This window comes from Micrococcus sp. KRD026, from assembly GCF_017168445.1.
Taxonomy (GTDB): Bacteria; Actinomycetota; Actinomycetes; order Actinomycetales; family Micrococcaceae; genus Micrococcus; species Micrococcus luteus.
Genome location: NZ_JABFBA010000032.1, coordinates 1,565 through 25,488, shown reverse-complemented (window position 1 = coordinate 25,488; position 23,924 = coordinate 1,565). Strand labels below are relative to the sequence as shown.

Genomic DNA, 23,924 nt, shown 5'->3' with positions numbered 1-23,924 from the left:
CTAGGGCGTGTCTGAGAATAGATGCACGAGTCAGCTGAGACCCTGGGGACATGTCCCGGTTCCAGATGCTCTCTGACACCCAATGGGAGTTGATCGCCCCGATGCTCCCGACCCGGACCGGCCGCGCCGGCAGGCCGTTCGCCGACGCCCGCACCATGGTGGAGGCGATCATCTACCGATACAGGTGCGGAATCGCTTGGAGGGATCTGCCCGAGGTCTACGGGCCCTGGCAGACCGTGTGGACCTGGCATCGGCGCTTGGCCGAAGAAGGCACATGGGACACGGTGCTGGCCACGCTGACCGCCGCCGCTGACGCCGAAGGCCTGATCGATTGGTCGGTCTCGGTGGACTCCACGATCGCCCGCGCGCATCAGCACGCGACGAACATCACCCGCCTCACAGGGGGATGGGTCGAACTACAAGAATCCGCGTGAGGAACCGGCCGATCACGGCATCGGGCGCTCCCGTGGCGGGCTGAGCACGAAGATCCATCAGCTCGTGGACGGGACCGGGCTGCCGCTGGTCAGCCTGATCACCCCCGGCCAGGCAGGGGACTCCCCGATGCTGCTTCCTCTTCTGGAGCAGCTGCGCGTGACCCGGCCAGTAGGGCGGCCCCGGACCCGCCCTGCCGCGGTGCTGGGCGACAAGGCGTACTCCTCCCGGGCGATCCGCACCCACCTACGCGCCCGTGGGATCAAAGCGGTCATCCCTGAACCGGCCGACCAGCAGGGCCACCGCAGACGGCGCGGTGCCCGCGGCGGGCGCCCCATTGGCCTCGACGCGGCCGCCTACAAGGGCCGCAATGTCATCGAGCGTCAGTACGCGCACCTGAAGCAGTGGCGGGGCCTGGCGACCCGGTATGACAAGTACGCGATCGTCTACCGGTCCGCTGTGGTGCTGAATGCTGTGATCGCATGGTCCAAACGATTGTCAGACATGCCCTAGCTAGGGCGTGTCTGAGAATAGATGCACGAGTCAGCTGAGACCCTGGGGACATGTCCCGGTTCCAGATGCTCTCCGACGCCCAATGGGAGTTGATCGCCCCGATGCTCCCGACCCGGACCGGCCGCGCCGGCAGGCCGTTCGCCGACGCCCGCACCATGGTGGAGGCGATCATCTACCGGTACCGGTGCGGAATCGCTTGGAGGGATCTGCCCGAGGTCTACGGGCCCTGGCAGACCGTGTGGACCTGGCATCGGCGCTTGGCCGAAAAAGGCACATGGGACACGGTGCTGGCCACGCTGACCGCCGCCGCTGACGCCGAAGGCCTGATCGATTGGTCGGTCTCGGTGGACTCCACGATCGCCCGCGCCCACCAGCACGCGACGAACATCACCCGCCACACAGGGGGATGGATCGAACTACAAGAATCCGCGTGAGGAGCCGGCCGATCACGGCATCGGGCGCTCCCGTGGCGGGCTGAGCACGAAGATCCATCAGCTCGTCGATGGGACCGGGCTGCCGCTGGTCAGCCTGATCACCCCCGGCCAGGCAGGGGACTCCCCGATGCTGCTTCCTCTTCTGGAGCAGCTGCGCGTGACCCGGCCAGTAGGGCGGCCCCGGACCCGCCCCGAGGCCGTGCTGGGCGATAAGGCGTACTCCTCCCGGGCGATCCGCACCCACCTACGCGCCCGTGGGATCAAAGCGGTCATCCCCGAACCGGCCGACCAGCAGGGCCACCGCAGACGGCGCGGTGCCCGCGGCGGGCGCCCCGTCAGCCTCGACGCGGCCGCCTACAAGGGCCGCAACGTCATCGAGCGCCAGTACGCGCACCTGAAGCAGTGGCGGGGCCTGGCGACCCGGTATGACAAGTACGCGATCATCTACAGGGCCGCTGTGGTCCTGAATGCTGTGATCGCATGGTCAAAACGATTGTCAGACATGCCCTAGGTGTGGACGCCATGGGCGCACTCTAGGGTCCGGGGCGGGTCGGGCTGAAGGTCTCAGGTGTGCGGGCCCGGGAACGGGGTGGTCGGCACGCCGCCGGGCCGGTGTCGGTCGGAGCGGGCCCGGCACGGTCCGTGAAAGACTGCTCGCTATGGCCACTGCAGATTCCGGAGACGTCCTGCCGCACCTGCGCACCGAGGCCATCCGCGCCGTCGTCGGGCCCACCAGTGCGGACCGCGGCTTCGCCGTGGCCGCGTCGGGTGCCGTGGGGCGCCTGCGCTATGACGCCGCCACCGGCCGTCTGAGCGCCTCCGTCCAGGGCACCGCGCCCAGCCCCTACCGGGTGCAGGTGCAGCTGCAGGAGGCCTACGACGACGCCGCCGAGGACGGCGCCGGCGCCCTCATGGAGCCGGTGGGCGGGCGCTGCACGTGCCCGGTCGGGACGGACTGCAAGCACGTGGCCGCCGCGCTCTACCAGGTGGTCCGCCTCGACGCCGACCAGGCCCTCGACGACGCCCGCCGCAAGCTCGCCGAGATGGTCACCACGGCGGACGCGCTGCCCGCGCCCGCCGGCCGGGGCCACGACGGCGGCGGCCCGGCCGGCCTCGACGCCCCGGCCGCGGACGGGGCGGCACCCCCACCCCCTGCCGGCCTGGACTGGCGACGGGTCATGGAGCCGCTGGCCGGACTCCACGGCCCGCGCCGGGTGGGCACGCCGCCCGCGCTGGCGATCGGCGTGGAGCTCGTGGCCGAGTCCTCCCGCAACGCGTTCCAGCAGTGGGGCCCGGCGACCGCCGGGGAGGAGCAGGTGCGCGAGGGCCGCCCGCTGTACGTGACCGTGCGCCCGCTCAAGCGCGGGGCCAAGGGGACGTGGATCAAGGGCGGGCTGACGTGGAAGGCGTTCCAGTTCCCGCGCGCCGAGTTCGCCCCCGCCCAGGAGCGGGCGATGCGCCTGATCTGGCGTCAGGTCCAGGCCGAGGACTCCTACCCGGGCGACGCCTGGTTCGGTCTGCACGTCTTCGACTCCCCGCGGATCTGGCAGCTGCTCGCGGAGGCCCGCGAGGTCGGGGTGGAGCTCGTGCCGCTGGGGCTGCTGACGGACGTGGTGCTGGAGGCGCCCGTCGCCGTCGGGCTGGACGTCACCCGCGCCCCCGACGGCGGTCTGGACGTGGCCCCGTCCCTGGACCCGGCCCCGCCCGGCCCCGGGCTGAGCGGTGTGCACGCCGTGGGAGGCATCGGCTTCTACCGCGTGGAGCTCACGGACGAGGAGGCCGTGCTCCACCTGATCCCCGCCGCACGCCCCGTCCCCGAGGCCGTGCAGCAGCTCGTGCTCGCCGGCGGGCCCGTGCGCGTGCCCGCCGCGGACCGCGAGGAGTTCCTCGGCCGGATCTACCCGCGGCTGCGTGGCGCCCTGCCCGTGACCAGCGGCGACGCCTCCGTGGAGCTGCCCGAGTTCGAGCCGCCCGTGCTGCGGCTGCGCGCCGACTTCCGACCCGGCCACGAGCTCGTGCTGCGCTGGTCCTGGCTCTACTTCGACGCGCCCCGCGAACTCGGCCTCGACGCCGGCGGCGACCCCCTGCGGGACACCCGGCACGAGGACGCGGTGCTGCGCGCCGTGGCCGAGCTCTGGCCGCGCGCCGGCCGTGCGGAGGAGCAGGTCCTCGAGGGCGTGGGCGCCGCCCGGTTCTCCGAGCAGGTGCTGCCGCTGCTGCAGCGCGCGGACCACGTGCGCGTGGACGTCACCGGCGACCGCCCCGACTACCGCGAGCTGAAGGCCGCCCCGCGCATCGAGGTCGGCACGAAGGCCACGCAGAACGACTGGTTCGACCTCGGCGTGCAGGTCTCCGTGGACGGGCACGTGCTGCCGTTCGTGGAGCTGTTCACCGCGCTCGTGCAGGGCAGGACCACGCTGATCCTCGCGGACGGCTCCTACCTGGGCCTCGACCACCCCGCCTTCGACCGGCTGCGCGCCCTGCTCTCCGAGGCCGCCACCCTGCAGGAGTGGACCCCGGAGCACACCCCCGTCTCACGGCACCAGGTCGGCTTCTGGGAGGACCTCAAGGAGCTCGCGGACGAGGTGGACGAGGACCCGGAGTGGACCGCCGCCGTCGGGCGTCTGGCCGCCGTCGAGCGCCTCCCCGAGGCCCCGCGCCCCGCCGGCCTGAAGGCCGACCTGCGCCCCTACCAGGAGGAGGGCCTGCGCTGGCTCGCGTTCCTGTGGGAGCAGGACCTCGGCGGGATCCTGGCCGACGACATGGGCCTGGGCAAGACCGTCCAGACCCTCGCGCTCTTCGCCCACGCGCGCCAGGCCCGGCCCGAGCGGCCGCCGTTCCTCGTGGTCGCGCCGAGCTCCGTGGTGTCCGTGTGGGCGGCCGAGGCCGAGAAGTTCACCCCGGACCTCGACGTGCGCGTCCTGGACACCACCACCCGCAAGCGCGGCACCGCCGTGGCGGACGAGGTGGCGGGGGCGGACGTGGTGGTCACCAGCTACACGCTCCTGAGGATCGACGCCGGCCAGTACGGCGGACTCGACTGGGGCGGGGTGGTCTTCGACGAGGCACAGTTCCTGAAGAACCGCGCCGCGAAGGTGCACACGGTGGCCCGCGACCTGCGCGCCCCCTTCCGGCTGGCCATCACCGGCACGCCGATGGAGAACTCCCTCAGCGACCTGTGGGCGCTGCTGGGCGTCGTCGTGCCGGGCCTGTTCCCGAGCCACCGCCGGTTCCGCGAGACCTACGTGACCCCCATCGAGACCGGGGGGGACCCCGAGCGGATGGCGGCCCTGCGCCGCCGCGTGCGCCCGTTCATGCTGCGCCGCTCCAAGGAGCTCGTGGCGAAGGACCTGCCGTCCAAGCAGGAGCAGATCCTCCAGGTGGAGCTCGAGCCGGCCCACCGCAAGCTCTACGACCGCGTGCTCCAGCGCGAGCGCCGCAAGGTGTTGGGCCTGCTCGGGGACATGGACGGCAACCGGTTCACCATCTTCACGTCGCTCACGCTGCTGCGGATGCTCGCGCTGGCGCCGCAGATCGTCGACGACCAGTACGCCTCCGTGCCCAGCTCGAAGCTCGAGCGGTTTCTCGACGACCTCACCGAGGTGATCGGCGAGGGGCACCGCGTGATCGTGTTCAGCCAGTTCACGAGTTTCCTGCGGGTGATCGCCGAGGAGCTGGACCACCTGGAGATCGAGCACGCGTACCTCGACGGCTCCACGCGCGGGCGCGCCGACGTGATCCGCGGCTTCCGCGAGGGCGAGGCGCCGGTGTTCCTGATCTCCCTGAAGGCGGGCGGCTTCGGCCTGACCCTGACCGAGGCGGACTACGTGTTCCTCATGGATCCGTGGTGGAACCCCGCTGCGGAGGCGCAGGCCGTGGACCGGGCGCACCGGATCGGGCAGGAGCGGACCGTGATGGTCTACCGGCTCGTGTCCGAGGGGACGATCGAGGAGAAGGTGCTCGAGCTGCAGCGGCGCAAGGCCGAGCTGTTCGGCGCGCTCATGGACGAGTCCGACGACTCCGGAGCCGGCGCCTTCACCGACTCCCTCACCGCCGAGGACATCCGGGAGATGCTCGGCGCCGAGGAGTGAGAGCCACCCGAGGCGCGCCGGACGTTTTCGTTCGGGAAACGGCGGCGTGTCGCGACGTTTTCGTTGATGAAACGGCGTCCCGCCCGCCCGTTTCGTCAACGAAAGTCGTCCCCGGGGCGCCGTTTCCCGAACGAAAGCGGGGGGTAGCCTCGGGCCATGCGTCGCCCGTCCCGTTCCAGCACCACCACCCCCACCTTCGTGCCGTCCGCCCGGTCGCAGGTGCCGCCGTTCACGGTGATGAGCATCCTTGGCCGGGTCGCCGCACTGCGCGCCGCCGGCCACGACGTCGTCAGCCTGTGCGCGGGGGAGCCGGGCGGGGGCGCCCCGCCCGCCGTCGACGCCGCGGCCGCCGCCGTCCACGCCTCCGGCCGTGCCTTCACCTACACCCCGGCGCTGGGCCTGCCGGAGCTGCGGACCGCCGTCGCCGGCCACTACCGCCGCTGGTACGGGCTCGACGTGCGCCCCGAGCAGGTCGCGATCACCACGGGCTCCTCGGGGGCGTTCATGCTCGGCTTCCTCGCGGCGTTCCCCCCGGGGGACCGCGTGCTCCTGCCGCGCCCCGGCTATCCGGCGTACCGCAACATCCTCACGGCGCTCGGGGTGGAGGTGGTGGACGTGGACGTCGACGCCGGCACCCGCTACCAGCCCACGGTCGCCCACCTGGAGGCGGCGCTCGCGGAGGGCCCGGTCGCGGGGCTCGTGCTCGCCTCCCCGGCCAATCCCACGGGCACGATGGTCAGCGCCGACGAGCTCGCCGAGCTCGCCCGCTGGTGCGAGGAACGCGGTGTGCGGCTCGTCTCGGACGAGATCTACCACGGCATCGTGCACACGGACGGGGAGGGGCTCGGCGCCTGCGCATGGCGCACCTCCCGCACCGCGCTCGTGGTCAGCTCGTTCTCCAAGTACTGGGGCATGCCCGGCTGGCGGCTGGGCTGGATGCTCATGCCGGACGACCTCGCCGCCGCGGTCGACGGCCTCGCCGGCTCGGTCGCCCTCTGCCCGCCCGCCGCGGCCCAGGAGGCGGCCGTCCACGCGTTCAGCGAGGAGTCCTACGCGTTCTGTGCCGAGCAGGCCGGCGGCTTCACGGCGACGCGCGGCGTCGTGCTGGCCGCCCTGCCCCGGCTCGGCTGGGCCGACGCCGCCCCCGCCGACGGCGCCTTCTACCTCTGGGCCCGTCTCGCCCCGGGCATGCTGGCGGAGTTCGGCAGCGCCGTCGGCTACTGCGCCGCCCTGCTGGAGGAGGCCGGCGTCGCGCTGACCCCCGGCGACGACTTCGACGCCGTCCACGGGCCCGAGTCCGTCCGGCTCTCCTTCGCCGCCGGCCCGGACGCCGTCCACGAGGCGCTCGAGCGGATCGCCGCCTGGCATGCGGCGCGCGGCCTGGCCTGACGGGCTCCGCCGCGCGCCGCACCGCCCGACGCCTCAGCCGCCCGACCGGCGTGTCCGTGACGGCCCGGTCGCCGAGCAGTCGGGCGCGGTAGATCAGCGGGTTGTGGCTGACCAGCACCCGCGCATTGCGCCCATGCCGGTCCAGCCCGCGTGTGCGCAGGGTCGCGGAGGCCCCGCCCACCTCGAACAGGCGGGTCGCCGCGCGCTCGAGGGCGTCACGTGCCGGTTCCCGCGACGGGGGCGCGCCGTCGGCGCCGCCGGTATGACGGGCAGACGCCCCCCGCCGTATTGCGAACCATCCGCAACAGTCTTTATTGTGAATCAGTCGCATCTTTCCGCCCTCGTGAAAGGCTCCTCGTGTCCCACTCCGCCCCGCAGCGCCGTTCCGCGCGCACCGCCGCCCTCTCCGCCACCCTCGCCGCCGCGGCCATCGCCCTGACGGCGTGCGGCGCGGACGCCGCCCCGTCCGGGCCGACGTCGGCCCCCGCCCCCGCCGCGGACGGCGCCGAGTCGCCGTCGGGTGAGGCGAGGGCGGCCTCCTCCGTCTCCGAGGGGGACCGCGTCGACCCGACCCGGACCACCGAGGTCTCCGCGGTGACCCCGCGCATCCTGCTCTCCCACGAGGGCGGGCTCACGCTGCTCGACGCCGAGTCCGGGGAGGTGGTGAGGGAGCAGGACGTCCCGGGCTTCACGCGGCTGAGCAACGCCGGCAACGGCAAGGACGTCCTGGTGACCACCGGGAACGGCTGGGAGGTGTTCTCCACCGGCATCCAGGCCAAGGCCCACGGCGATCACGTCCACCACTACGAGTCCGCGCCCGGCATGACCGGCGTGACGTTCCCGGGTGAGCACCCCGGCCACGTCGTCACCCACAACGGCAGGACCACCCTCTTCGGGGACGGCACGGGCGCGATCCGGACCTTCGACTCGGCCCACCTGGACAAGGCGACCCCGGACCTCATGCCCGTCATGACGGAGGCCGAGACCGAGGACCCGCACCACGGCGTGGCGCTCGAGCTCTCCGACGGCACCCTCTTCACCACGCAGGGCACCGAGGACTCCCGCAACACGCTCCAGGTGATCGACCCGAAGACCAGCGAGGTCACGGCCGAGACCGACGACTGCCCCGGCAGCCACGGCGAGGCCGCGGCCCAGCCGACGGAGGCGGGCGACGTCGTCGTGATGGGATGCGAGAACGGGCCCGTCGTGTACCGGGACGGCGAGTTCCACAAGGTGGACGTCGAGACCGAGTATCAGCGCTCCGGGAACCTGTTCGGGCTGCATGACTCGCCCATCGTCCTGGGTGATCACAAGGTCGAGGAGGAGCCGGAGGAGGCCGTCGAGCGGCCCACGGCGATCGCCCTCATCGACACCCGCACCGATGAGCTCACCACCGTGGACCTCGGCTCCTCCTACTGGTTCCGCTCGCTCGGCCGCGCCGAGGACGGTTCCGCGGTCGTGCTGACCTACGACGGCGAGGTCACCGTGATCGACGAGGAGACCGGTGAGGTCACCGCCGAGTACCCGGTGATCGAGCCGTGGAAGGAGAAGGACGAGTGGCAGGAGCCCGGCCCGATCCTCAAGGTGGCCGGGAACACCGCCTACGTCACCGACGCGGAGGCCCAGAAGCTCGTGGCCGTCGACCTGGAGACCGGTGAGACCGTCCTGGAGAAGGACCTGGAGTTCGCCCCGGTCGAGATGGCCGTGGTCACCGGCGAGCCCGAGTCCGTGAAGCCCGAGGAGGGCGCTGATGCCGAGTCCGGCCACGACGAGCACGCCGACCACGATCACGGCCACGAGTCCGACGAGCACACCGACCACGATCACTGATCAGGTCGGGCCAGGGGAGCGGGGGTCAGCGCCGCGCGGCCGTGGCCCCCGCCGGCACCGGGTCCGACGCATCGGCGGGGTGTCCGAGGCGCGGGGCGGACGGCTGGAGCGCGAACACGAGCAGCGTGAGCGGGCCGACGAACGGCACCAGCCCGAGGAACAGCCACGCGCGGCTGAAGCCGGCGTCGTGGAGGCGCCGGGCGAGCAGGGCGAGCGAGGGGAGTGCGTGCGTGATCCCCACGAGGAGGACGGCCGCGTCGCGGAGGGACAGGTCCGGGGAGCCGAGGAGGAACACGTCCAGGACGGTGGACACGAAGTGAACGACGGCCTGCAGGAGCCACACGTAGAGCGCCGCGAGCCAGAAGTCGGCGCGGGACGCGCGCCCGCTGAACTGCGCGTAGCCGGCGTAGTAGCGGCGGATGGCCTGAAGCATGGTCATGGTCCGGCCCTCAGTCCTGCCGAGGGGACGCCAGCAGACCCTGTGCCGCGACGATCACGAGCATCGCAGCTCCCGCTTCGGCCGCCCCCGCGGGCCCGGCCACGGGATCGCCGAGAACCGCGACTACGGCACCGGCGAGCCCCAGCACGGCCATCGCCCCGCCGATCCACCAGAACACCGGGGCCTGGAATGCCCGGGCGAACGGGAGGAAGTGGCCGCCCACCACGGCGGCCACCAGGGCGATCTGCGCCGTCGGTGCGTCGAGCGCGAGTGCCACCAGGCGTGTCACGGGGAGGAGCGCCAGCATCGTGACGACGGCGATCCCGTAGACGCGCCGCGGGCGGGCGCCTGCACGGCGGGCAGCACCCGCCGGCGCAGCAGCACGACCACCAACGTGAAGCCGATCAGCGCGATCGCGCTGCCGCGCAGCGTGCCCTGGTGCTCGGCCGGCAGCCCCGCGATCCCGCCGAACAGGAAGGCGCCGCCGCCGACCACCCCGATCAGCCCGCCCCACACCACCGGGTGCCGGAGGTGGCCGATCCCGCGGACGGGCGGGTCGTCGTCGAAGTGGGCCGGCCGCATGGGGCGGGCCGTGGTCGTGTCCGTCATGGTTCCCCCTCGCATCACGTGTGACATGCGTCATCCTGCCATGACGGGTGGACGGGTCAGGCCCCCTGTGGACAGGCCCCGATGATCATCAGCGGGTGCTCCGCCGCGTCGAATGGGCGGCCGTGCCAGCCGCTCCAGACGCGGTCCACCGCCAGGTCCACCGACGCCGGCTCGATCAGCTCCGCCGTGCCCCGCCGCCACTCGACGCGGTCCCCGCCGGGGCGATCCCCGCGACGACGCGGGCGTCATCGTAGGCGCGGCGGTTCGTCTCGGCCGGGTCCAGATGCATGGACGGCACCGTATCTTGAAGATGACCGCATGCACCGCCAGCTGGACCACGAGGAGTTCGACCAGCGGCTCGAGGGCTGAGCCGCCGCGGTCTGCCGCGCTCACCCCACGAAGACGCAGAAGCGCCTGGCCGGCTGGGCGCAGGGCGTGTCTCCTCAGTGGGCACGCACCCATGGCGGCAGTTCAGTGCGTCATGCCTCTTGGCCGTGGCTGCTGTAGACCACGATCGGCGCTCTACTGGGATCGCGCGTCCTCTTCCACACGGTCATGCCAATTCGTTCGGCCACGCGACGGGAAGCCATGTTGTCGGGGTTGATGATCGCGGTGACCATCGTTGCGTCGAGGGTCTCGAACCCGTGTCGCAGGCAGGCAGAGGCCCCCTCGGTTGCCAGTCCCTGTCCCTGGCGTTCAGGCAGGACGTGGTAGCCGACCTCGAGGACCTCCTGGCCGTCGACGTTCTGCCAGGTCAGGCCGCAGTCACCGATGAAGTCGCCGGTGGTCCGGTGTTCGATGACCCACAGGCCGAACCCATGCTTGGCGTAGTTGTCCTTCGACCAGTTGATCCACCGCTGCACCTCGTTGCGCGACTTGGCCCGCGGGTAGTAGCGCATGACCTCCGCGTCTCCGCGGAGCCTGCACATGTCGTCGAGGTCAGCGTCGGTCATGCACCGGAACGTGAGTCGATCGGTGGGTTGCGGGATCACCCGACGACCTTACCGACGGCACTGAGCCGTGCCGCGGTCTGCCGCGCTCACCCCACGAAGACGCAGAAGGGGTGGCCGGCCGGGTCCGCGAACACGTACAGGGGCTCGTCCTCGTCGTCGGAGCGGTCCAGGACGAGACGCCCGCCCAGGCGCAGCGCCTGGTCGTGGGCCGCGTCGAGGGAATCGCGGTCCGGCACGATGAAATCCAGGTGCAGCTGCATCGGCACCTCGGGTGACGGCCACGTGCTGGGCTTCAGTTCGTCGGTGCGCTGGAATGTCAGGACGCGGCGGCCGTCGTCGTCCAGCAGCACGAGCCAGTCCGCGCTGTCCGGCTCGCGGCCGTCCGCGAGCTCGTCGCCCGCGCGGTAGTGGAGGCCGAGGACCTCGCGGTAGAACTCCGCGACGGAACGGATGTCGGCGGCGTCGACGACCGGCTGCTGGAGCACGGGGCGGCTGACCATGGCCACACATTAAGCGACCTCGGCGTCCGCGTCAGCGTCTCGGCCTCAGTCGACGTCGTCGCGCCCCGCATCCACCCACCGCGCGGCCGGCACGACGGCGGCCAGCGAGACCACCGCCAGGACCTGCCACCCCGCGAGCGCCCAGCCGACCCCGAGCGTCGCCCCGAGCGCACCTCCCGCGAGGGTCGCCAGCGGCACGGAGCCCCGGGTGAGGGTGCGGCGCATCGCGGTGACCCGCCCGAGCGTGCCCTCGGGGCAGGCGCGGGCGGTCACGGCGGCCTGGGTGACGTTCCCGAGCAGGACCATGAACCCCCAGAGGGCGGCGCCGGCCAGCAGCCACGGCCCGGCATGAGCGCGGTCGGCGTAGGCCAGCAGGTGCAGCCCCACGGCCACGGCGCAGCCGACCGAGCCGAGGAGGATGCACCGGCGCTCGCCCAGCCGGTCGATGGCCCGGCCCGCCAGGGACGAGGCCGCCAGTGCCCCGACCGCGCCCGCGGTGATCTGGACGCCCAGGAACTCCGGCCCGAGCCGCAGGTCGGTCAGGATCCAGACCGCCTCGACCGGGGCGAAGAGGGCCATGCCCACGTTGGCGGCCACCGACCCCATCGTCAGCAGCCACAGGACCGGGGTGCGCCGCAGGACCGTCCACCCCTCCGCGGCGTCCTTCCCGAACCGGGCCCAGCGGGAGAGGACGTCCGCGACGCCGGGGTCCCCGTCGTCGTCCGGGACGTCCGCCGCGGCGGAGGGCCGCAGCCGTACCCGGAGCGCGACGATCGCCGCCGCGAAGAGGAATGCCGTCGCGATGCCGAGCACGGGCCCTGCGCCCAGCGACCCGACGAGGACGCCCGCCGCGGCGGGCACGATCAGCACGAGGGCGGCGTCGGCGGACTCGAGCCGCGCCGTCAGGCGGGCGACGGCGGTGGCCGGCACGACGCGCGGCACGAGCGCGGTCTGGGTGGTCTCGGCCAGCACCGTGAGCACGCCCAGCAGGGCCATGACAGCGGCGAGGTGACCGAACGTGAGCGCGTCGAGCGCCCACGCCACGACGAGCGAGCCGAGCACCGCCGCCTTGGCGAGGCCGGTGGCCGCGAGCAGCCGCGGGCTGAGGTGTCGGTCCACCACGATGCCGATGGGCACGCCGAGCAGGAGGAATCCCAACCCGGAGAGCGTCATCAGCACGCCCATGCCGTCGGCGCCCACGCCGAGCAGGAGCACCGCCAGGACATCCAGGGCGACGTCCGTGGCGGACCGGCCACCCGCGTCGAGGGCGTTGGAGGCGACCAGCCACCGCGTCCGTCCTCCCGGTGGCGGGGGCGTCCCCGTGTCAGGGCCGCGGGGGTCAGGCGTCTGGCGACGCGGGTCGGTGCTCACCGCCACACGTGGAGCAGGTAGCCGTAGCTCAGTGACGTCTCTGCGGGGTGCTCGGCGAGCCACGCGTCGGCGACCCCTCGCTCGAACTCCAGCCGCAGGACGGCCTCGAGATCGGCGCGGGAGTCGAAGGTCCACGAGCTCATGACCTCGCGGGTCTCGGCTCCGACACCGGCCCACCACTTGCGGGCGTACGTGTCCTGGCCCTGCGCCGCGGCGTTCGTGCTCGCCCGCAGCAGCTCGGCGAACTGGCCGCGCTCGGTGTCGTTGTCGATCACCACGAGCGCGCCGCCGGGCCGCAGCACCCGGGCGACCTCGTCCAGGCCGGGCCGGACGTCCCAGCGCGGGTGCGGGAAGAAGTACGCGAACCGGGCGTGCACGACGTCGACGCTCGCCTCCGGCAGCGGGATCTGCTCGGCCGAGCCGTACAGCACGCGCGCCCCGCCGGGGCGGGCGCGGGCGGCCCCCAGCAGGCGCACGTCCGGCTCGACGGCGATCGTCTCGGCCGCGTCGGCGTAGCGGGGCAGCCAGAAGCCGGTGCCCGCACCGAGGTCGAGCAGCGTCCGCCCGGCCCAGGGCGCCGCCTCCTCCAGCGCCGCCCAGAGCGCGCCCTCACGGTCCATGGCCGCGTTCTCGATCTCGTACAGCGCCGGGTCCACGCCCTGGTTGCCCGAGGGCCGGAAGTCGGGCAGGTCCGTGGCCGGTCCGCCCGGTGTGCTCTGTGTCATGCCCGGGAGTCTGACACACCCCCCCCTCCACGCCGGTCCGTCACACGGGTCTGCCTCGGCCCGCCGCGCCCCGGAGAGGCTCCGGCCGGTCCTGGATGGCGCGGGGGCGGCTCATATGACGCGCGAGCCGGCCGCCCGCTGGACTCGCGGCGGCCCACCGCGTGGGATGGGCTCACCACCCATCCAGAGCGGCCGAGAGATCTGGCTCGACGACGCCGCAGCAACCCGCCCGCCGGACCCGGACCCCCGGGAACGGCAGGCCCGGTGCTACCGCCAGGACCGATGGAGGAGAGCAGATGCCCCGTCACGCCACACAGCAAGTCCACGCCGGCTACGAGCCCGCCGCACCCCACCGGCCGGTCGTCCCGCCCATCCACCAGACCACGGCGTTCCGTTTCCCGGACCACGCCACGGCGGCATCGATGTTCCGGCTCGAGACCCCCGGCTTCACCTACAGCCGCACGGGCAACCCGACCGTCGCGGTGTTCGAGAACCGCCTCGCCGCACTGGAGGGCGGCATCGGCGCGATCGCCACGGCCACCGGCCAGGCCGCCGTCGCGCTGTCCCTGCTGGCGCTGCTGCAGGGCGGCAAGCACCTGGTCGCCTCCAGCCAGCTCTACGGCGGCACCGTGGACCTGCTGACGGACACGTTCGCGGACTTCGGCATCGAGGTCACCTTCGCGGACCCGGCGGACCCGCCCGCGTGGGCCGCCGCGGTCCGGCCCGACACCCGCGCGTTCTTCCTCGAGGCCATCACCAACCCGCTCGCCACCCTCCCGGACCTGCCCGCGCTCGCGGACCTCGCCCACGCGGCTGGTGTGCCCGTGGTGGTGGACAGCACCCTCGCGACGCCGGCCCTCTACCGGCCGCTGGAGCACGGCGCCGACGTCGTCGTGCACTCGGCCACCAAGTTCCTCGGCGGGCACGGCGCGGTGCTCGGCGGCGCGATCGTGGACGGCGGCACATTCGACTACGGCGCGGTGCCGGACCGGTGGCCGCAGCTGGCCCGGCCCAAGGCCCGCTACGGCGGGCAGACGCTGGTCGAGCGGCACGGCCGCGGCGCCTACCTGACGCTGGCCCGCAGCAAGTTCCTGCACGACCTCGGCCCCACCCTCGCCGCCGCGAGCGCGGCGCAGTTCATCCAGGGGCTCGAGACGCTCGACCTGCGCGTGGCCCGCCACACCGCCACCGCCCTGGCCGTGGCCGAACACCTGGCCGGGCACCCCGCCGTCGCGCGGGTGCACCACCCCGGCGTGGCCGGGCATCCCAGCGCGGCGCTGGCCGCCCGTGACTTCCCGGACGGCGTCGGCTCGGTGTTCTCCTTCGACCTGGCCTGCGGCCCCGAGGCCGTGGCCCCGTTCCTCGACGCGCTCGAGCTGTTCCAGCTGGTGGTCAACGTCGGCGACGCCCGGTCCCTCGTCTCCCACCCGGCGACCATGACGCACTGTCGCCTGACGCGGCAGCAGCGCGAGGCCGCCGGGATCGCTGAGACCACCGTCCGGCTCTCCATCGGGCTGGAGTGTCCCGACGACCTGATCGCGGACCTGGACCGTGCCCTGGCCGTGGTGTCCGCCGCCGGGCCGGCCGTCCCCGCCTCGACGCCCGCCGTCCCCGAGACCGCCGCCGTCACCCAGGAGGTGCGCTGAGATGACCGCCGTCCACCACACCACCCGCTCCGTGTCCCGTCCCGCCGTCCGCGGCTTCACCACCACCGCCGTGCACGCCGGCCAGGAACCCGACCCGCTGACCGGCGCCGTGGTGCCGCCGATCTACCAGACCAGCACCTTCGTGCAGGACGGCATCAACGTGCTGCGCGCCGGGCACGAGTACAGCCGCGGCTCCAACCCGACCCGGAACGGCTTCGAGACCCAGCTCGCGGCCCTCGAGCACGGCGACCGGGCGTTCGCATTCGCCTCCGGGCTCGCCGCCGAGGACGCCCTCCTGCGGGCCGTGCTGCGCCCCGGCGACCACATCGTGCTGGGCGGCGACGGCTACGGCGGCACCCACCGCCTCATCACCACCGTCCTCGAGCCGTGGGGCGTGTCCAACACTCCCGTGGACATTACCGACCCGACGGCGGTCGCCGCGGCCGTCCGTCCCGGCCGCACCGCGCTGCTGTGGGTGGAGACGCCGTCCAACCCGCTGCTCGGCATCGCGGACCTGGCCGCCTGGGCGCAGATCGCCCACGACGCCGGCGCGCTGCTGGTCGTGGACAACACGTTCGCCTCGCCCTACCTCCAGCGGCCCCTCGACCTCGGCGCGGACGTGGTGGTGCACTCCACCACCAAGTACATCGGCGGGCACTCGGACGTGCTCGGCGGCGCCGTGGTGGTGGCCGACCGCGAGTTCCGCGGCCGGGCGCTGGCCGAGGCGGTGGCCTACCAGCAGTTCGCCGCCGGCGCGGTCGCCGGCCCGCAGGACTCCTACCTCGCCGCCCGCGGCCTCAAGACGCTCGGCCTGCGCATGGACCGGCACGGCGCCAACGCCGCCGCGCTCGCGGGCTGGCTGCAGGGCCGCCCCGAGGTCGCTCAGGTCTTCTACCCCGGGCTGCCCGACCACCCGGGCCACGAGCTCGCCGCGCGGCAGATGGACGGCTTCGGCGGCATCGTCTCCATCCGGTTGGCCGGGGGAGAGGCCGCGGCCCGCGCGTTCGCCGAGGCCACCGAGCTGTTCGCGCTCTCGGTCAGCCTCGGCGGGGTCGAATCGCTGCTCTGCTACTCCTCCGAGATGACCCACGCCTCCGTGCGGGGCACGCCCCTGGCCGTCCCCACGGACCTGGTCCGGCTCTCCGTCGGCATCGAGGACGTGGCCGACCTGCAGGCGGACCTCGAGGCCGGCCTCGAGTGCGCCGCACGTGTCGCCGCCGGCCGCGGGGCGTCGTCGTCGTCCGCGGTGCCCCGTCCCGCACCCGCCCACCACCGCACCACCCGCGCTCGCACCCCGGAGAGGACCCGATGAGCCACGCCACCCTTGTCCCGAGCACCGTTCCCACCCGCGTGGACGACCTGACGTTCAGCATCCACACCACGCCGTTCGACGAGGACTACACGCCCGCCGCCAGCACGCGCGCCACCACGAACTTCGCGAACCTCGCCCGCGGCGCGGACCGGCGGGAGAACCTGCGCGCCGCCCTGGCCATGATCGACGGGCGCCTCAACGACCTCGCCCCCTGGGACAACCCGGAGCGGGACCGCTACACGGCGCGGATCGAGATCGTCTCGATCGACGTGCACTTCACCGCCGACGACGGCGCGGACGTCGACTTCCCGCTCATGGAGATGCTCGACGTGCGGGTGGTCGAGCGTGCGACGGGCGCCGTGCTCGGCCGCAGTGTGGGGAACAACTTCTCCTCCTACGTCCGCGACCACGACTTCTCCGTGGTGCTGCCCGCGCACGCGGCGACGTCGCCGGGGACCGAGGAGCCCGACGGCTTCGGTGACCTGCACGGGCGGCTGTTCCGGCACCTGCTCGACTCGCCGGCGTACCGGGAGCGGTTCCCGCAGCCGCCCGTGATCTGCATCAGCGTGTCCACGAGCCGCACCTACCGGCGGCTGACGAACGAGCACCCGGTGCTCGGGGTCGAGTACCGCCAGGACGCGCCCTCCCGCACGGACCGCTACTTCGGCCGGATGGGCCTGGGGATCCGGTGCTTCCTGCCGCGCGGGGCCGTGGCGCCGCTGGCGTTCTACTCGCGGGGCGACCTGCTCAACGACCACGCGAACCTCTCCCTGGCCGGGCTGATCGCCACCATGGAGACCTTCCAGCGGATCTACCGGCCGGAGATCTACAACGCGAACGCCGGGGCCGGAGAGGTCTACCGGCCGCGCCTGGACCACGGCGACTTCTCGCAGACCCGGATCGCCTACGACCGCGAGGAGCGGGCCCGCCTCGGCCGGGAGCAGGGGGAGTACACGCAGGAGCACTTCGTGGGACCGCACCGCGACCTGCTGGAGCGCTGGGCCGCCGCCCACGCCGCACGAGACACCGAGGAGACCCGATGACCACCCTGATCCCCACCACCCTCGTCGGCAGCCTGCCCAAGCCCGGCTGGCTCGCCGAGGAGGAGACGCTCTGGTCGCCCTGGAAGCTCGAGGGGGAGCAGCTGCGCGAGGGCCAGCTCGACGCGCTCGCCCTCGCCGTGGCCGACCAGGAGCGCGCGGGCATCGACATCGTCTGTGACGGCGAGCAGACCCGCCAGCACTTCGTCACCACGTTCATCGAGCACCTCGGCGGCGTGGACTTCGACCGGCGCGAGACGGTGCGGATCCGCGACCGGTACGACGCGAGCGTGCCGACCGTCGTCGGGGAGGTGGGCCGGCCGGCGCCGGTGTTCGTGGACGACGCGAAGGCCCTGCGCGCGCGGACGGACCGGCCCATCAAGTGGACCCTGCCCGGGCCGATGACCATGATCGACACCCTCGCCGACCGTCACTACGGCAGCCGCGAGAAGCTCGCGTGGGAGTTCGCGCGCATCCTCAACGAGGAGGCGCGGGAGCTGGCGGCGGTGGGCGTCGACGTCGTGCAGTTCGACGAGCCAGCGTTCAACGTGTTCTTCGACGACGTCCGCGACTGGGGCGTGGCGACGCTCGAGCGTGCGGCCGAGGGCGTGACGTGTGAGACGGCCGTGCACATCTGTTACGGCTACGGGATCAAGGCGAACAACGACTGGAAGGCCACGCTCGGGGAGGAGTGGCGCCAGTACGAGACGTCGTTCCCCCTGCTGCGCGAGTCCACGATCGACACGATCGCCCTGGAGCGGCACCATTCCCGGGTGCCGGCGGAGCTCATCGGGTTGCTGCGCGGCAAGAAGGTGATGGTCGGCGCGATCGACGTGGCGAGCGACGAGGTCGAGACGCCCGAGGAGGTCGCGGCGACCCTCCGGGAGACCCTCGAGTTCGTGGACGCGGACAAGCTGATCGCGAGCACCAACTGCGGCATGGCGCCGCTGGCTCGCTCGGTGGCGCGGGACAAGACGGCGGCGCTCGTGGCCGGCGCGCGGATCCTCCGGGGGGAGCTGGGCGGGGAGTGAGGGGGCGGTGTCGGCTCACCCCCACACGCCGGAACCGGCGATGAGCCGGACCGCGAGCACCGCCATGACCACCGCGATCACCACGTCCACCACGCGCCACGCCTTCGGGTCGGCGAGCACCCGGGCCAGCAGGCGCGCGCCGTAGCCGAGCACGGTGAACCACAGCACCGAGGCGGCGACGGCGCCGGCGGCGAAGACCCACCGTGCGTCGGGACCGTGCTGGTTGGCGAGGCTGCCCAGCAGCACCACGGTGTCCAGGTAGACGTGCGGGTTGAGCCAGGTCAGCGCGAGCGTGGTGGCGATGACCGACCCCGCGGTGCGCGGCGCCTGCTCGGCCACGAGCCCCTGCGGGCGCAGCGCGGCACGCAGGGAGGAGACCGCGAACCAGAGCAGGTACAGGGCGCCGCCCCAGCGCAGCACCTCGAGCAGCCACGGCACGGCCTGCACGAGCGCGCCCACCCCGGCGGTGCCGGCCAGGATCAGCACGGCGTCCGAGGCCATGCACACCAGCACGACGGCGCCCACATGCTCCCGGCGCACGCCCTGGCGGAGCACGAAGGCGTTCTGGGCGCCGATGGCGACGATGAGGGCGAGTCCGGTGAGCAGGCCGGTGCCGGCGAGGGTCCACATGGGTGAGGACGCTAGGGCCCGGCCACGCCTGAGCCAAACGAAGAGAACTGCAGGTGCCTAAGCTCTGCTTCATGAACCTGGACCAGCTGCAGGCGCTGCGTGCGATCGCGGACGAGGGCTCGTTCGAGGCGGCCGCGTACGAGCTCGGCGTCAGCGCCTCCGCGGTCAGCCAGCGCATCCGCGCCCTGGAGCGGGAGGTGGGCCAGGTGCTGCTCCGGCGCGGCACACCCTGCGAGCCGACCGAGGCCGGCGTCGGCCTGGTGCGCGTGGCCCGGCACATGCGGGTGCTCGAACAGGAGGCGTGGGCCGGGCTGGGCCGCACGGCGGCCGGGCGCAGCGTCACCTCCCTGGCCGTGCCCGCCGACGTGCTGGGCACGTGGTTCGGGCCCGTCCTGGCGGAGGCCGCCGACTGGGACGACACGGTCCTCGACCTGCACGTCGAGGACCAGGACCACAGCGCCCGGCTGCTGCGCCGCGGCGAGGTGCTGGCCGCCGTCACCACGGAGCCGCAGCCGGTGCAGGGGTGCGCGGCGGAGCCGCTGGGGAGCATGCGCTACGTCCCGCTCGTGGCGCCCGCCCTGCTCGCGCGGCATGCGGCGGGCGACGTCGTCGACCTCGGCGCGATGCCCATGATGCGCTACAACGCGAAGGACGACCTGCAGCGCCTCGCGCTGAGCGGCGCCGGACTGGACGTCGCCCCGCCCACGCACCTGGCGCCGTCGTTCGACGGGTTCCACCGGTCCGTCCGGGCCGGCCTGGGGTGGGGGATGCTCGTGGACGCCCAGGCCGTCGAGGACGTGCGCGCCGGCCGACTGGTCCGCGTGCCCGGGCTCGACGACGTCCTCGTGCCCCTGTACTGGCAGGCGGCCACGCTGCCCGTGACGCGCCTGGTGCGGCTCACGCGGGCGGTGCGGGAGGCGGCCCAGCGGACGCTCGAGCGGGGGTGAGGCGGCGCCGCGGGTCGCGGACCGTCAGCGACGTCGCAGCGGTGCCGGCGCCTCCATGGACGCCTCGGCCAGCACGGGCCGGAAGCCCAGCGCCTCGTTGACGTCGAGCATGTGCCGGTTCTCCTCGGCGTTCCACGTGATGATCGCGCGGGCCCCGGGCAGCGCGTCGCGCACGGCGATGAGGTTCGCCGCCTTCACGCGCATGCCGAGGCGGTGGCCGCGGTGCTCGGGCAGCACGATGGTGTCCCATTGGTCGATGAGCCCGTCCGGGCGCGAGCGGGGCGCCACCAGCTCGCTCAGGGCGACGATCCGGCCGGTGGCACGGTGCCGCGCCACCGCGCGGAAGAGCCGCCCGGTCGTCAGGATCTGCTCGTCCATGCGACGCACGCGGGCTGCATCCCAGACCTGCTCCACCACGGTGCGTTCCCCGGAGGGCACGTCCGTGGCCATGCGGGCCTTGAGGACGGCGAGGTCGTCCTGCAGGGACGCGTCGGCCGCGCCCTCCCAGGCGTGGAGCTCGTAGTCCGACGAGACGCGTTCGGCCTCGGCCAGGGCGACGGCGGGGTCGATCCCCGGATCGGCGAAGTCATACCGGCTCACCCGCTCGATCTGGGCGAGCGCGAAGCCGTAGGACTGGGCGAGACGCACACCCGGATGCTCGGCGGGCACCGCGCCGGCGCCGTTGGGCGGGGTGAGCGCCCGTTGCCCGGCCACCGGCGGCGGCGTCAGCGGCCAGGTCTCGAAACGGGTGAGGCCGGCGGTGTCCAGGACGAGCCGCTCGGCCAGTGCCCGGCCGTGGCCGCGTCCGCGGTGCCGCGGGTGGACGTAGACGTTGAGGGCGGCCGCGTCAGGGTCGTCGACGTGGTTGATCAGGACACGGGCGTAGCCGACCGCCTCGCCGTCGACGTACGCCAGGTAGCGGCGCAGCGTGTGGTCGGTCTCGGCGGCGGCCTGGATGAGCGCGTCCGTGGGGGTCTCGTCCCACTCGGTCGTGCCGATCAGCTCGTGGTTGTACTCGTCTCCGAGCTGGCAGTAGGCCCGCCAGTGGGGGTCGTCCGACGAGGCGGGCAGGGGGAATTCGATGATGTCAGGCATGCGGTGACTGCTTTCTGAGGAAAGGGGTGGGCGCAGAGGCACCCGTCGAGCCGTGCTCGAGACGGGCGCGCGGGGAGGCCGGCGGTGGGTCGTCGGACCCACGGGGTCACTGCTGCTGCATCATGGGGTGAACTATGTCACGACGTGAACCGGTGGGCAAGGGTCTTTGTCGTCGAGATGCAGCGCAGGGGCCCCTGGCCTGCGGTGGGCTCGTGGGGCAGGGGCCCGAACCGCCCGGTGTGTCCGTTGTCGAGATGCAGCGCAGATTTCACCTGACGCGCGGGGAACTCTTCGCATATCGGGCGGGATCCGGTCGGCGGGAAAACCGGGTGTCCAGGTGGGCGCCCCCGCGCGCCCCGGGGATCGCCCGAAACGTACGGGCGGCTGCCGCTCTAGCGGGTTGGTTGTGGCGAGCCGTGCGGCGGGCTGACAGGGCCCGAGGTGGCGCACATGGCACATGGCGGGCTCCCTGGTCACAAACGACCGTTTGGGTCTGAAGCCGCAGATGAGCCAAGACGTGGGACGTGGGAGAGGTGCCGGTCATCCCCTGGTGGTCACTGGACCTTCCCATCGGACTTCGCCGTCCACGACTTCGTCGGTCGGACTCATTCCGATACGGCGCGCGACCGCGGCGGACGCCCCATGGTCGGGGTGGATATGAGCGATGACCTGTTTCACGCCCATCTCCGCAAGTTCAGCCAGCAGGAGAGCGGCGGCTGCTGAGGCGTAACCATTGCGCTGCCACGGTGCTCCCATGACCCAGGCGATTTCGGCGGGTTGGCCTGAGACCGGGATGGTGGCCTGGACGTAGCCGAGTGCTTTCCCGGAGGTCTCGAACACCACCAGGTGATTGATCCAGGTCTCGGTCCTGTCAGTTGAGTGGCCCCGACTCTGAACGGTGTATTGGCCGGTGAGCCCTTCCACGGTCGGCGGTTTGCCCCCGGTGTACTGGTAGAGGGCCGGGTCGGCGAGGACCCTGGTCATCTCGGGTGCGTCATCAGGGGACAGTGGTCGCAGGCGAATCCGTTCGGTCATAGGGGCAAGCAGAGCCCGGCGGTTTAGAGATGTCAACCAGCTCGTCGGTGCTGAATCGCCCCGGGTCTGGTGGAGGCTCTGATCCAACGGAAGGATGCAGAGCATGCCCGCACCACGGAAGTACCCCGACGAGCTCCGCGAACGCGCCACGCGGATGACGCTGGAAGCCCGGCAAGACCCCGCCACGAGGACCGGAGCGTTCCGCCGTGTGGGAGAACAGCTCGGGATCAATCCCGAGACGCTGCGCAACTGGGTCCGCCAAGCCGAGATCGACCACGGCCACCGCCCCGGAAGCACGACCAGCGAAGCCGCCCGGGTGGCCGAGCTGGAGAAGGAGAACCGTGAACTACGGCGGGCGAACGCGATCCTGCGCTCGGCGTCGGCTTTCTTCGCGGCGGATGCTCGACCGCCCACAGCGCTGATCGTGGACTACATCGACGAACACAAGCACGAGTTCGGTGTCGAGCCGATCTGCGCCACGCTGTCCGCGGCAGGCACACAGATCGCACCGAGCACGTATTACGCGGCCAAGACGCGCCCTCCTTCAGTGCGCAGCCTGCGCGATGAGCAGGTGCTCGTGGAAATCCGGCGGGTGCATGAGGCCAACTACGGGGTCTACGGGGCCCGGAAGGTCCACGCGCAACTGCGGAGGGAGGGCCTGCAGGTGGCCAGGTGCACGGTGGAGCGGCTCATGCGAGCCGCAGGCCTGCGCGGGATCAGCCGCGCGAAGGGACCGAGGACCACGGTCCCAGGCCGCGGCCCGGATGAGCGTCAAGACCTGGTGCAGCGAGACTTCACCGCGGCGGCTCCGAACCAGCTGTGGGTCGCTGACATCACCTACTGCCGCACTTTCAGCGGATGGGTGTACGCCGCGTTCATCATCGACGTGTTCTCCCGACGGGTGCTGGGTTGGCAGCTGTCGAAGTCGCTGCGCACGGACCTGGCCCTGGACGCCCTCGAGATGGCGTTCTGGACGCGTCAGCGTGCAGGCCACGACGTGGCCGGGCTACGGCATCACAGCGATAAAGGAGTCCAGTACGTCGCAGTGCGATACACCCAGCGGCTCGCCCAGGCCGGCGCAGTCGCCTCAGTCGGCACGACGGGGGACTCGTATGACAATGCCCTCGCGGAGGCGTTCAACTCGCTGTTCAAGGCGGAGCTGATCCGGAACAAGGGGCCATTCAAGTCCATCGAGGACCTGGAGATCGCGGTCGCGGAGTACATCGACTGGTTCAACCATCGTCGTGCGCACGGCGAGATCAGGCTGGTCCCTCCGGTCGAGTTCGAGGACGTCTACCATCATGAGAATCCCGTGCCGGCGCCTGCCGGGGCGGCACTTACGAGCCTCTAACAAACCCGGGGCGATTCAGTGCGCACCGCGCACCGGTAGCCGCGGGACTCAGCGAGCTCGTGAGCGATCCGGCGGGCAGTCCACTTGTGCTCCCGCCGCCAGGACTCGATGAGCTCGACAACCCAAGCTGGCACCCGCGTCGGCCGGTGCGCCGGGGCGCTGGAGGCGTCCTCCAGGCCGGCCGGGCCGTGGGCGTGGTAGCGACCGACCCACTTCGACAGCGTGGTCCGGGAGATCCGGAACTCGCCTGCAACGTGAGAGACCGGACGGCCACGGTGGAGGACCTCCTCCACGGCGCGACGACGTCCTTCGGGGGTCAGCGGGGCGTTACGGTGGGTCACGAACGGGCTCCTGATTGCGCGACGGTTGCTTAGACACCACCCATCGTGACAGCGGGGGCCCGTTCCTTCATGCCCACCCCGGTGTCAAGAACGTCATGACCCACAACACCTAGTCAGGCCGGGATTCGTTGCACTGTGCTGGGGGTGCAGGCGCAGGGGGTCAAGCGTCGGCGGAGGCGTCCGTTTTGGGGGCCTGGGGGGTGTCCGGGG

The 23,924-nt window shown here is 72.6% G+C and carries 21 protein-coding genes, 2 pseudogenes and 1 other annotated feature; of the genes and pseudogenes, 11 read left to right on the top strand and 12 right to left on the bottom strand.

Features of this window, described 5'->3' with window-relative positions:
- The first annotated feature begins 50 nt into the window (after window positions 1–50).
- From J1M40_RS11755 to J1M40_RS11740, 4 genes are all read left to right on the top strand, one after another.
- Window positions 51–945, top strand: a protein-coding gene (locus J1M40_RS11755) for an IS5 family transposase (RefSeq protein ID WP_144818548.1) whose coding sequence is annotated in 2 segments (ribosomal slippage) — window positions 51–407 and window positions 409–945 — 894 coding nt in all. Because the reading frame shifts where the segments join, the coding sequence is not laid out codon by codon here.
- Between the two features lie 50 nt (window positions 946–995).
- Window positions 996–1,890, top strand: a protein-coding gene (locus tag J1M40_RS11750) for an IS5 family transposase (protein WP_119217202.1) whose coding sequence is annotated in 2 segments (ribosomal slippage) — window positions 996–1,352 and window positions 1,354–1,890 — 894 coding nt in all. Because the reading frame shifts where the segments join, the coding sequence is not laid out codon by codon here.
- Between the two features lie 148 nt (window positions 1,891–2,038).
- Entirely contained in the window at window positions 2,039–5,470 is a 3,432-nt protein-coding gene (locus J1M40_RS11745; protein ID WP_206450806.1) for a DEAD/DEAH box helicase, read from the top strand.
- Between the two features lie 156 nt (window positions 5,471–5,626).
- Window positions 5,627–6,859 carry an aminotransferase class I/II-fold pyridoxal phosphate-dependent enzyme gene (locus tag J1M40_RS11740; RefSeq protein WP_020626547.1) on the top strand — a complete coding sequence of 411 codons (1,233 nt, stop codon included), beginning with the start codon at window positions 5,627–5,629 and terminating at the stop codon, window positions 6,857–6,859.
- Between the two features lie 55 nt (window positions 6,860–6,914).
- On the opposite strand, the pseudogene J1M40_RS12815 reads toward J1M40_RS11740, so the two are convergent.
- Window positions 6,915–7,073, bottom strand: a pseudogene (locus J1M40_RS12815) (acyl-CoA dehydrogenase); the annotation flags it as partial.
- A 143-nt stretch (window positions 7,074–7,216) separates the two neighbouring features.
- Here J1M40_RS12815 and J1M40_RS11735 point away from each other — a divergent pair.
- Window positions 7,217–8,689 carry a PQQ-binding-like beta-propeller repeat protein gene (locus J1M40_RS11735; RefSeq protein ID WP_020626548.1) on the top strand — a complete coding sequence of 491 codons (1,473 nt, stop codon included), beginning with the start codon at window positions 7,217–7,219 and terminating at the stop codon, window positions 8,687–8,689.
- A gap of 25 nt (window positions 8,690–8,714) precedes the next feature.
- Here J1M40_RS11735 and J1M40_RS11730 read toward each other — a convergent pair whose 3' ends face one another.
- From J1M40_RS11730 to J1M40_RS11700, 7 genes are all read right to left on the bottom strand, one after another.
- A complete protein-coding gene (locus J1M40_RS11730) occupies window positions 8,715–9,128 on the bottom strand; it encodes a DUF805 domain-containing protein (RefSeq protein ID WP_020626549.1) in 414 nt (137 codons plus the stop codon).
- A 10-nt stretch (window positions 9,129–9,138) separates the two neighbouring features.
- Window positions 9,139–9,405, bottom strand: a complete 267-nt coding sequence (locus J1M40_RS11725; protein WP_230278152.1) for a hypothetical protein — start codon at window positions 9,403–9,405, stop codon at window positions 9,139–9,141.
- Window positions 9,406–9,413: 8 nt separating this feature from the next.
- The gene (locus tag J1M40_RS11720; RefSeq protein WP_020626551.1) at window positions 9,414–9,737 is read right to left on the bottom strand and encodes a hypothetical protein; all 324 of its coding nucleotides are present in this window, start codon (window positions 9,735–9,737) and stop codon (window positions 9,414–9,416) included.
- Window positions 9,738–10,216: 479 nt separating this feature from the next.
- Entirely contained in the window at window positions 10,217–10,729 is a 513-nt protein-coding gene (locus J1M40_RS11715; protein ID WP_020626554.1) for a GNAT family N-acetyltransferase, read from the bottom strand.
- 47 nt (window positions 10,730–10,776) lie between these two features.
- Window positions 10,777–11,190, bottom strand: coding sequence for a VOC family protein (locus tag J1M40_RS11710; protein ID WP_206450805.1), 414 nt, complete (start codon window positions 11,188–11,190; stop codon window positions 10,777–10,779).
- A gap of 45 nt (window positions 11,191–11,235) precedes the next feature.
- On the bottom strand, window positions 11,236–12,561 hold the full coding sequence (locus tag J1M40_RS11705) for an MFS transporter (protein ID WP_247298488.1): 1,326 nt from the start codon (window positions 12,559–12,561) through the stop codon (window positions 11,236–11,238).
- Window positions 12,558–13,286, bottom strand: coding sequence for a class I SAM-dependent methyltransferase (locus tag J1M40_RS11700; RefSeq protein WP_145015976.1), 729 nt, complete (start codon window positions 13,284–13,286; stop codon window positions 12,558–12,560). Before J1M40_RS11700 ends, J1M40_RS11705 begins: the two co-directional genes overlap by 4 nt.
- Before the next feature lie 296 nt (window positions 13,287–13,582).
- On the opposite strand from J1M40_RS11700, the gene J1M40_RS11695 reads away from it, so the two are divergent.
- Genes J1M40_RS11695 through J1M40_RS11680 form a run of 4 tightly spaced genes read left to right on the top strand, consistent with a single transcriptional unit; the run spans window position 13,583 to window position 18,315 of the window.
- Window positions 13,583–14,932 (top strand): O-acetylhomoserine aminocarboxypropyltransferase/cysteine synthase family protein, encoded by a 1,350-nt coding sequence (locus J1M40_RS11695; protein ID WP_101966182.1) that lies wholly within the window; start codon window positions 13,583–13,585, stop codon window positions 14,930–14,932.
- A gap of 1 nt (window position 14,933) precedes the next feature.
- Window positions 14,934–16,244, top strand: coding sequence for a cystathionine gamma-synthase (locus tag J1M40_RS11690; RefSeq protein WP_101966181.1), 1,311 nt, complete (start codon window positions 14,934–14,936; stop codon window positions 16,242–16,244).
- The gene (locus J1M40_RS11685) at window positions 16,241–17,287 is read left to right on the top strand and encodes a putative oxygenase MesX (protein WP_101966180.1); all 1,047 of its coding nucleotides are present in this window, start codon (window positions 16,241–16,243) and stop codon (window positions 17,285–17,287) included. Before J1M40_RS11690 ends, J1M40_RS11685 begins: the two co-directional genes overlap by 4 nt.
- Window positions 17,284–18,315 carry a methionine synthase gene (locus tag J1M40_RS11680; protein ID WP_101966179.1) on the top strand — a complete coding sequence of 344 codons (1,032 nt, stop codon included), beginning with the start codon at window positions 17,284–17,286 and terminating at the stop codon, window positions 18,313–18,315. The genes J1M40_RS11685 and J1M40_RS11680 overlap by 4 nt, the downstream gene beginning before the upstream one ends.
- 15 nt (window positions 18,316–18,330) lie before the next feature.
- Here the strand turns inward: J1M40_RS11680 and lysE are convergent, their stop codons facing one another.
- Window positions 18,331–18,945, bottom strand: coding sequence for an L-lysine exporter (gene lysE, locus J1M40_RS11675; RefSeq protein ID WP_101966178.1), 615 nt, complete (start codon window positions 18,943–18,945; stop codon window positions 18,331–18,333).
- A gap of 71 nt (window positions 18,946–19,016) precedes the next feature.
- Here lysE and J1M40_RS11670 point away from each other — a divergent pair, with 71 nt between their 5' ends.
- Complete coding sequence (locus J1M40_RS11670; RefSeq protein WP_065572615.1) at window positions 19,017–19,892, top strand: ArgP/LysG family DNA-binding transcriptional regulator; 876 nt, start codon at window positions 19,017–19,019, stop codon at window positions 19,890–19,892.
- 24 nt (window positions 19,893–19,916) lie between these two features.
- Here J1M40_RS11670 and J1M40_RS11665 read toward each other — a convergent pair whose 3' ends face one another.
- Window positions 19,917–20,987, bottom strand: coding sequence for a GNAT family N-acetyltransferase (locus J1M40_RS11665; RefSeq protein WP_144819253.1), 1,071 nt, complete (start codon window positions 20,985–20,987; stop codon window positions 19,917–19,919).
- A 540-nt stretch (window positions 20,988–21,527) separates the two neighbouring features.
- A complete protein-coding gene (locus J1M40_RS11660; protein ID WP_101966189.1) occupies window positions 21,528–22,022 on the bottom strand; it encodes a GNAT family N-acetyltransferase in 495 nt (164 codons plus the stop codon).
- A 103-nt stretch (window positions 22,023–22,125) separates the two neighbouring features.
- Here J1M40_RS11660 and J1M40_RS11655 point away from each other — a divergent pair, with 103 nt between their 5' ends.
- Window positions 22,126–23,373: an IS3 family transposase gene (locus J1M40_RS11655; RefSeq protein WP_101966176.1), complete on the top strand. Its 1,248-nt coding sequence runs from the start codon at window positions 22,126–22,128 to the stop codon at window positions 23,371–23,373.
- Window positions 22,404–22,533: a sequence feature (AL1L pseudoknot), on the top strand. (Overlaps the previous gene by 130 nt.)
- Here the strand turns inward: J1M40_RS11655 and J1M40_RS11650 are convergent.
- A pseudogene (locus J1M40_RS11650) lies at window positions 23,373–23,714 on the bottom strand (helix-turn-helix domain-containing protein); the annotation flags it as partial. The gene J1M40_RS11655 and the pseudogene J1M40_RS11650 overlap by 1 nt on opposite strands.
- Between the last annotated feature and the right edge of the window lie 210 nt (window positions 23,715–23,924).